Below are 7,824 nucleotides of genomic sequence, written 5' to 3'. Positions count from 1 at the left end.
GCGGTCTCCCCGCTGGCGTACTGGTAGCCGCTGCGGCCGCGGATCCGCTGGTCGCCGCCGGAGCAGAACGCCCAGCCGCCGTCGCGCGGGCTGGGGCCGTTGCCGGTGAGCAGGACGCAGCCGACGTCGCCGGTCATCCGGGCGTGGTCCAGCGCGCGATAGAGCTCGTCCACGGTGTGCGGCCGGAACGCGTTGCGCACCTCCGGCCGGTCGAACGCGATCCGGACGGTCGGCAGGTCGACCAGCCGATCGTCGCCCCCGGCCGGTCGGGTCCCGACGTGCCGGTGGTAGGTGATGTCGGTGAAGTCGAAGCCCTCGACCTCACGCCACCGGGTCGGGTCGAAGATCTCGCTGACGGTCATGCGCAGCAGCCTACGAGCCGTCACCGGGGCCGGACGCCCGGTGCGTCCGGCGGCCGGGTCCGGCGTCCGGCCGTCGCGCGTCGGGCGCCCCTGCCCGACGGTTCGCTGATCAAAGCCGCGCCGAACCGGCCGATCCGGCCGCCGCCGCCCGGCTTTGATCAGCGAACCCGGGAGGGGTCAGAGCCGCGGGTCCACCGGTTCGGACTCCAGCGCCAGCACCCCGAACACGCACTCGTGCACCCGCCAGAGCGGTTCACCGCGGGCCACCCGGTCCAGCGCCTCCAGCCCCAGGGCGTACTCCCGCAGCGCCAGCGACTGCTTGTGCCCCAGCCGCCGATCGCGGAGTCGCTCCAGGTTGGCCGGTTCGGTGTAGTCCGGGCCGTAGATGATCCGCAGGTATTCCCGGCCGCGGACCTTCAGCCCTGGCTGCACGACGCCGCGCCGCCCCCGGATGAGGTTGGCCGCCGGCTTGACGACCATGCCCTCGCCGCCCTTCGCGGTGAGCTCCCACCACCAGTCGGTGGCCGTCGCGATGGAGGCCTCGTCGGTGGTGTCCACCGTCCGGCGCTCGGTCGGGGCGACCAGCCAGGGGTCAACGGCCGCGAGCCGGTCGGCGATCTCCAGATGCCAGGAATGCGGCCGGCCGTGGTGCGCCGCGCCGTCGGTGGCCAGCAGCTGGAACGGGGCCAGCCGCACCCCGTCCAGACCCTCCGTCGGCCAGCAGTAGCGCCGGTAGGCCTCGGTGAAGGCCGTCGCGTTCGCCACCCGCCGCCGGGTCCGGTCCAGCAGGTCGGCGACGTCCCGGCCGGCGGCCGCCGCGGCGGTCAGCGCCTCGACCGCGGCGGGCAGCGCGGCCCGAGCGGCCGCGCCGACCGGCGCGTAGGCCTCGCGCAGCAACGGTTCGGCCTTGGCGTTCCACGGCAGCAGTTCGGCGTCCAGCAGCAGCCAGTCCGTCCGCAGGTCGTCGAACAGGCCGGCCCGCTCGATCACCGATCGCAGCCGATCGGTGAGGTCCACCGTCCGGTCCGCCGGGAAGAACGGCCGGCCGGTCCGGGTCCACACCTGCCCGCACGCCCCGCCGGACGCGCCGAAGCGGTCGGTGGCCACCGCCGCCGACCGGGCCACCAGGGCCACCGCCCGCGACCCCATGTGCTTCTCCTGGCACACCACGGCGTCGACACCCTCGTCGCGGTAGTACTCGAAGGCCTGCGCCGGATGTTCGAGCAGGTCCGGCCGGCTCGCGGTGGCCACCGGTCTCATCGTCGGCGGCAGGTACAGCAGCCACCGCGGGTCGACGGCGAACCGGCTCATCACCTCCAACGCGGCTGCCGCGTTCTCCTCGCGGACCGAGATCTTCGACAGGTACGACGTCTCCAGGACGCGCCGGCCGCTCACGTCGGCGATGTCGAGCACCTCCGGTGCCCGGTCGGGCGGGCCGCCGTCGGCCGGGTCGGCCGGGAACGGCCGCGCCGGCTGGTAGTACACCGCGCCGGCCGGCACCGAGACGAGCTCCCGCTCGGGGTAGCGCAGCGCGGTCAGCCGGCCGCCGAACACGCAGCCGGTGTCCAGGCACAGGGTGTTGTTCACCCACTCCGGTTCCGGGATCGGGGTGTGGCCGTAGAGCACCATGGCGCGCCCGCGGTAGTCCTGGGCCCAGGGGTACCGCACCGGCAGCCCGAACTCGTCGGTCTCGCCGGTGGTCTGCCCGTACAGGCAGAACGCCCGGACCCGGCCCGACGTGCGACCGTGGTACTTCTCGATCAGGCCGGCGTGGCTGACCACCAGCCGGCCGTCGTCCAGCACGTAGTGACTGACCAGCCCGTCCAGGAAAGTTGCTGCCGCGGAACGGAACTCGTCCGGTTCCCGGGCGAGCTGGGCCAGCGACTCGGCCAGCCCGTTGGTCACCTGCACGGTGCGGCCGGCCAGGGCCCGGGCCAGCTTGTGCTCGTGGTTGCCGGGGACGCACAGGGCGTGTCCGGCGGCGACCATGCCCATCGCCAACCGCAGCACGCCCGGGGTGTCCGGGCCCCGGTCGACCAGATCGCCGACGAAGACGGCCCGGCGGCCGGGCCGGTGCGCGTCCACGGACCGACCCCGCTCGTCCCGCACCAGCGTGTAGCCCAGCCGCTCCAGCAGCGCCTCCAGTTCCGCGCGGCACCCGTGTACGTCACCGATCACGTCGAACGGCCCGTGCTCGTCCCGCTTGTCGTTGGACAGGCGGGTCCGGGTGAGCCGCACGTCGTCGATCTCCTCGACCCCGCGCAGGGTGTGCACCGCGCGGAATCCCTCCTTGGCCAGGCCGCGCAGGCCCCGACGCAGCTGGTCCCGCTGCCGGCGCACGACGTGCGGGCCGAAGTCGCGGTCCTGCCGACCGGCGTTGCGGTCCAGGCAGACTCGTTCCGGAACGTCCAGGACGACGGCCACCGGAAGCACGTCGTGGGCGCGGGCCAGCGCGACCAGCTTCCGGCGGGCCTCGGGCTGCACGTTGGTGGCGTCGATGACGGTGAGCCGCCCGGCGTCCAGCCGCAGCCCGGTGAGGTACTCCAGCAGCTGGAAGGCGAGCGGGGTGGCGGCCTGGTCGTTCTCGTCGTCGGCCACCAGCCCGCGGCAGAAGTCCGACGCGACCACCTCGGTCGGCCGGAAGTGCCGGCGCGCGAAGGTCGACTTGCCTGCCCCGCTGACCCCGACGAGGACGACGAGACACAGTTCGGGGACAGCGATCTCCCTGGTCATGGGGTGCTCCGGATGAAGAGGGCGAACTGGGTCGGCGGGCCGACGTCCGGGTCGTCGGGTCCGATCGGCAGGAATCGGACGGTGTAGGGATGCGCGCGGGTGACCTGCTCGGCCCAGTCCCGGAACTGCGCCCTGGTCCATTCGAAGCGGTGGTCCCGGTGCCGGTACGCCCCGGCGGCCAGCGCCGGGTAGCGCACGTTGTACTCGGCGTTGGGTGTGGTCACCAGCACCGTGCCGGGAGCGGCGAAGCCGAAGACACACCGCTGGAGAGCGGCCAGCCGGGTCGGGTCGACGTGCTCGATCACCTCCATCAGTACGGCCGCGTCCAGGCCGGCGAGCCGGTCGTCACGGTAGGTCAGGGACGACTGGACGATCTCCAACCGGGCCCGCTCGCGCTCGCTCATCCGGTCCAGGTGCAGCCGGTCGGCGGCGATCTGCAGGGCGCGGACCGACACGTCCGTCGCGACGATCCGCTCCAGCGAGCGTTCGGCGACCAGGTCGCGCAGCAAAGCGCCTTCGCCGCAACCGAAGTCGCCGACCGTGCGCGCGCCGGCGGCGCGGATCGCGGCGAGCACCGCGCCCCGGCGTCGCTGGGCGAGCGGGACCGGCCGGTCCGGCTCGGACCCCGGCCGGTCCCCGTCCCCGGTGACGGCCGGCCCGGTCCCGGCCGGGTCGGTGGCGGTGGACGCGGTGGCGCCGTTCGTGCCGGTGCCGGTGCCGGTGCCGGTGTCGGGGTCGGGGTCTGCGTCTGCGTCGGTCTCGCCGAAGTCCGCCGGAGTGGCCTGGTCGACCTCGGCCAGCCGGGCCAATGCACCCCGGGTGAGCCAGCGCTGGTGCGCCAGGTACCGGTGGGTGATCAGGTCGCGCTCGGGATGCCCGGCGAGCCAACCCCCGCCGGCCCGGATCAGCTTGTCGATCTCGTCGGTGGACACCCAGTAGTGCTTGGCGTCGTCCAGGACCGGCAGCAACACGTACAGCTGGCGCAGCGCGTCGGCCAGGCGCAGCTCGCCGGTCAGCCGGACGTCCAGGTAGGGCGAGTCCCCCCACGACGGGACGGTCGGGTCCAGGGCGGCCGCCGCCACCGTCACCCGCCAGCCCAGCGGTTCGACCAGCCGGCGGAGCAGGTCGGCCCCGCCCCGGCAGCGCAGCGCCGGCAGGTGCACCGTCAACGGGATCGCCGTCGCGGCCAGCTCGGGCCGGGCGGCGCACCGGCCGGTCATCGCGGTGGCGAACACGTCCTTGACGGCCAGCGCGAGCATGCTGCCGCCCGCGTAGGGGCGGTCGTTCACGTACGAACCGAGCATGGAAGTGTCTGCAGCGGAACGCTGACCGCGCCGGACCAGGCCGACGGGGTCGACCTCCAGCAGCAGGGCGGCGGTGCACCGGTCGTCGGTCGCCTCCGGGTAGAAGACATGGGCGACCCCGATCGACTCGGGAAAGGACTGCACCCGGGCGGGGTGCTTGAACAGCAGGTGGCCCAGGTCGGTGGCCGGACGGTGGGTCGTGGTGATCGTCAGCAGCACGGGACGGAGTCTTCCAGGCAGGGGCCGGCGCGGCGGGCGCCGCGAGGGCGCCCACCGCGCCGCGGGCGGGGGACTACAGGTGGCCCGCCGAGAACGCGCTCAGCAGGCCGGGAACCGCGGCGTCGAAGCCGGCGACATCGAGCATGCCGGGGTCGGCCGGGTCGGCGATGCTGAACCCGGTCGCCGTCATGCCGACGACGGCCAGCCGGGCGTCGATCCCGGTGGCGTCCCGGTAGCGGCGCAGCGCCCGGTGCGGACGCTCGGGGCCGGCCCAGGTCTCGTTGTCGGTGTAGACGACGAACGTGTCGACCTCGATCTTTCGATCCAGGGCCCATCGCATCGGCAGGGCACAGTCGGTCCCACCGAACGGCAGGCCCGAGACCGCCGTGACGGCCTCGTCCAACCGCTGCCGCGGGGAGATCGGCACCGGCGAGATCCCGCCGCTGCCGCCCGGCTGGCGCAACCGTTGCCACCACCGACCGGCCGGTTCCTCGGCGGTGAACCCGACGACGGTCGTCGCGGGTTCGGTCGCTGCGGTCACCAGGGCCAGCGCGGCCGAGGCCTCCCGGCAACTGATCGGCAGGCCGGAGACCGGCGCCGTCATCGACCCGGAGACGTCCAGGGCCAGCAACGTTCGCCGGCCGGCCGGTTGGACGGCACCGAAGGCCGCGTAGAACGCGGCGTCCAGCGCCTCCCGCACCGGGGCCGACGGGGTCCAGGTCGACCGGCCGCGGTCCGACCGGCCGGACGCGTAGGTCCGGGCCGCGACCAGCACCGCGACCGGATGCACCCGGGCCCGCCGCAGCCGATCCGCGTCGGTCAGTGCGGTGACCACCGTCGCCAGAGTGGGCGACTGCGGCTGCAGCAGGCCCAGCCGGGTCAGCCGGGGAAGCTGGCGCAGCAGGGCCGTCGGTGGAAGACCGTTCTGGAGCAACGCTTCCCAGACCGCCGGCACCCCCAGGGCGGCATCCGGAAGCATCTCCCAGGACAGCGCCGGGTACTCCCCCAGCGCGGCCAGCCAGCCGCTCGGCGTGGTCGCCGCCTGCGCCCGCCGGAAGCCTTCGACGACCCCCGGGCCGGACTCCCCACGCCCGCAGATCCAGTCGAACAGCTGCCGCCGTTCGGGCTCGTCGGTGGCGGGGTGGGCCAGCCGGAGCAGGTCCCGGTGGGTCCACCCGGCCCGCTGCCGGTACTTGACCGCCTGGAACGCGACGTCGGTGATCGGCCGGCGCAGGTACCAGTCGGCGACCGCACGCCGCAGGCCACGGCCCCACCCGCGAAACTGCTCGACGAATCCGGCAAAGGTCAGCAGGTGTGATCCGGTGCGGGCGACCAGTGGCAGCGCGGCGAGCGCGGCGTGCCGGCCGTCGAGATCGCCCAGCGCGGCCGCGGCCGCCAGGGCGAACAGGGCCGGCTGCTGGCGGGGGGCCCGGCCGGCGGTGGAGATCGACACCACCTCCGCGACCAGTTCGGTCGCGCGACCCGATGCCCACTCGAGCACGACGGTCGCGTTCTGACCGGTCAGGGCCCGTTCGCCGGTGTAGTAGGTCCCGCCGTCGGTGCCGAGCACGAGGAACCGGCGCAGTCGCATCCGCGGTGTCACCGTGAAGGTGTCGCCGCCGGCGTTGTTGACCACCGCCTCGGCGGGGGCCGGCGGCGGGGTGCGCAGGTTGATCAGGTTCAGGGCATCGGGCATGACGGCTCCTCGGGCCGTTGGGGTGTCGAGGGGGGCTGATCGAAGGGGACGGCGGACGTGTCGTCGAGCTCCGGGTCGTCCATCGCTCTACCGGCTGAGCTACCGGGCCGACGGCCCGGGCGGGACTCGAACCCGCGCCACATGGATCCTGGAGGTAACCGAAACTCTCCGGCCCGCCGTTCCTTTCGATCAGTTCGGCGACCGGACATGATTGCGACCGCCGGCCACACCGGTCGGAACCGGTGGCGGGGTCTGACTCCCGCGACATCATGGGCAGTGATCACCGACCGTCTCCGGCCCGATCGCCGGGCAGGAGTGTAGGCCGGGCGCCCCCGGTCGCCGCCAGTGAATTTCGCGGTGACCGACCTCAAATCGGCCCGGGATCAGGCCGCCGGGCCGATCGGGAAGATCAGGCAGCTGGACGTGGCGTGGGCCAGCAGCCGGTCCCGGCCGTCGAGCAATCGCGCCTCGGCGGTGGCGGTGCGTGAGCCCGCGGTGAGGACGGTGCCGACGCACCGCACCCGGCCGCCGCCGGCCCGGACCGGACGCAGGAAACGGGTGTTGAGATCCAGGCTCGTGTAGCCGATCCCGGCCGGCAGGGTGCTGTGCACCGCGCATCCGCAGGCGGTGTCGAGCAGCGCGGCGATCACCCCGCCGTGCACGCTGCCCAGCGGATTCATGTGGAACTCGGCGGGATCGAGCTCCACGGTCACCCGGCCCGGCTCGACCACGAAATCGGCGAAGTCCAGGGTCGAGGAGATCGGTGGGGAGGGCACCCGGCCGGCGACCATCGCCTGCAGGAATTCCAGACCGCTCAGCGTCGGCAACGAGTCGAGCGCGATCGCCGGATCGTCCCAGGAGTGGGCGCGGGTCCGGGCGGCACTCTGGGTCTGCGTCATGGACTCAGGGTGGCACTCCCGCCTGGGTTTGACAAGTAGACTCAGGCGGTCGAGCATCGCGGCATGACGGCACCCGAGGCGCTGCAGTGGTCGGTGGACAACTGCACCATCCAGCGCAGTCTGGAGATCATGGGGGACCGCTGGTCGCTGATCGTGCTGCGTGAGGTCTTCCAGGGCATCCGCCGCTTCGACGACATGACGGTGCGGACGGCGATCCCGCGCCAGGTGCTGACCGCCCGGCTGCGCCGGCTGGTCGACGACGGCATCCTGCGCCGGCAGCCCTACCGTGTGCCCGGGCAGCGGGAGCGGCACGAGTACCGGCTCACGGACAAGGGTCTGGATCTGTACCCGGTGCTGATCGCCCTGCAGGAGTGGGGCAACCGCTACCTGGCCGATCCGGCCGGACCGCCGATCGAGTTCGCCCACCGCGACTGCGGCGAGCCGGTCCACCTGGCGGTGCGCTGTGCGGCCGGGCACGACGTGGCCGGGCGCCGGGAGGTCGTCGGCCGGATCGGGCCGGGCGCGGTGCGCCGGGCGCCCGGCGCCGGACCGACCCGCGCCGGGGCAAAGGCGAGGCGCGGGGGAAGACGAACCCACAGTGACAGGGGGGG

Annotated in this window: 5 protein-coding genes and 1 pseudogene; 1 reads left to right on the top strand and 5 read right to left on the bottom strand. The window is 73.8% G+C overall.

Annotated features, from left to right (window positions below; translation table 11 throughout):
- From ACOJUF_RS24045 to ACOJUF_RS24025, 5 genes are all read right to left on the bottom strand, one after another.
- Positions 1 to 362: enoyl-CoA hydratase-related protein (locus ACOJUF_RS24045; RefSeq protein WP_420124334.1), on the bottom strand; the 362-nt coding region annotated here is incomplete at its 3' end.
- 177 nt (positions 363 to 539) lie between these two features.
- Positions 540 to 3,095, bottom strand: a complete 2,556-nt coding sequence (locus ACOJUF_RS24040) for a polynucleotide kinase-phosphatase (RefSeq protein WP_420124333.1) — start codon at positions 3,093 to 3,095, stop codon at positions 540 to 542.
- Positions 3,092 to 4,618: a 3' terminal RNA ribose 2'-O-methyltransferase Hen1 gene (locus ACOJUF_RS24035; RefSeq protein ID WP_420124332.1), complete on the bottom strand. Its 1,527-nt coding sequence runs from the start codon at positions 4,616 to 4,618 to the stop codon at positions 3,092 to 3,094. Before ACOJUF_RS24035 ends, ACOJUF_RS24040 begins: the two co-directional genes overlap by 4 nt.
- Before the next feature lie 73 nt (positions 4,619 to 4,691).
- Positions 4,692 to 6,314: a TROVE domain-containing protein gene (locus ACOJUF_RS24030; RefSeq protein WP_420124331.1), complete on the bottom strand. Its 1,623-nt coding sequence runs from the start codon at positions 6,312 to 6,314 to the stop codon at positions 4,692 to 4,694.
- 383 nt (positions 6,315 to 6,697) lie between these two features.
- Entirely contained in the window at positions 6,698 to 7,213 is a 516-nt protein-coding gene (locus ACOJUF_RS24025; protein ID WP_420124330.1) for a PaaI family thioesterase, read from the bottom strand.
- A 63-nt stretch (positions 7,214 to 7,276) separates the two neighbouring features.
- On the opposite strand from ACOJUF_RS24025, the pseudogene ACOJUF_RS24020 reads away from it, so the two are divergent.
- A pseudogene (locus tag ACOJUF_RS24020) lies at positions 7,277 to 7,747 on the top strand (winged helix-turn-helix transcriptional regulator); the annotation flags it as partial.
- Between the last annotated feature and the right edge of the window lie 77 nt (positions 7,748 to 7,824).

Source organism: Nakamurella sp. (assembly GCF_048594475.1).
Lineage (GTDB): Bacteria > Actinomycetota > Actinomycetes > Mycobacteriales > Nakamurellaceae > Nakamurella.
The sequence above is the reverse complement of the archived record's forward strand: the minus strand, read 5'-3'. Positions and strand labels throughout refer to the sequence as shown.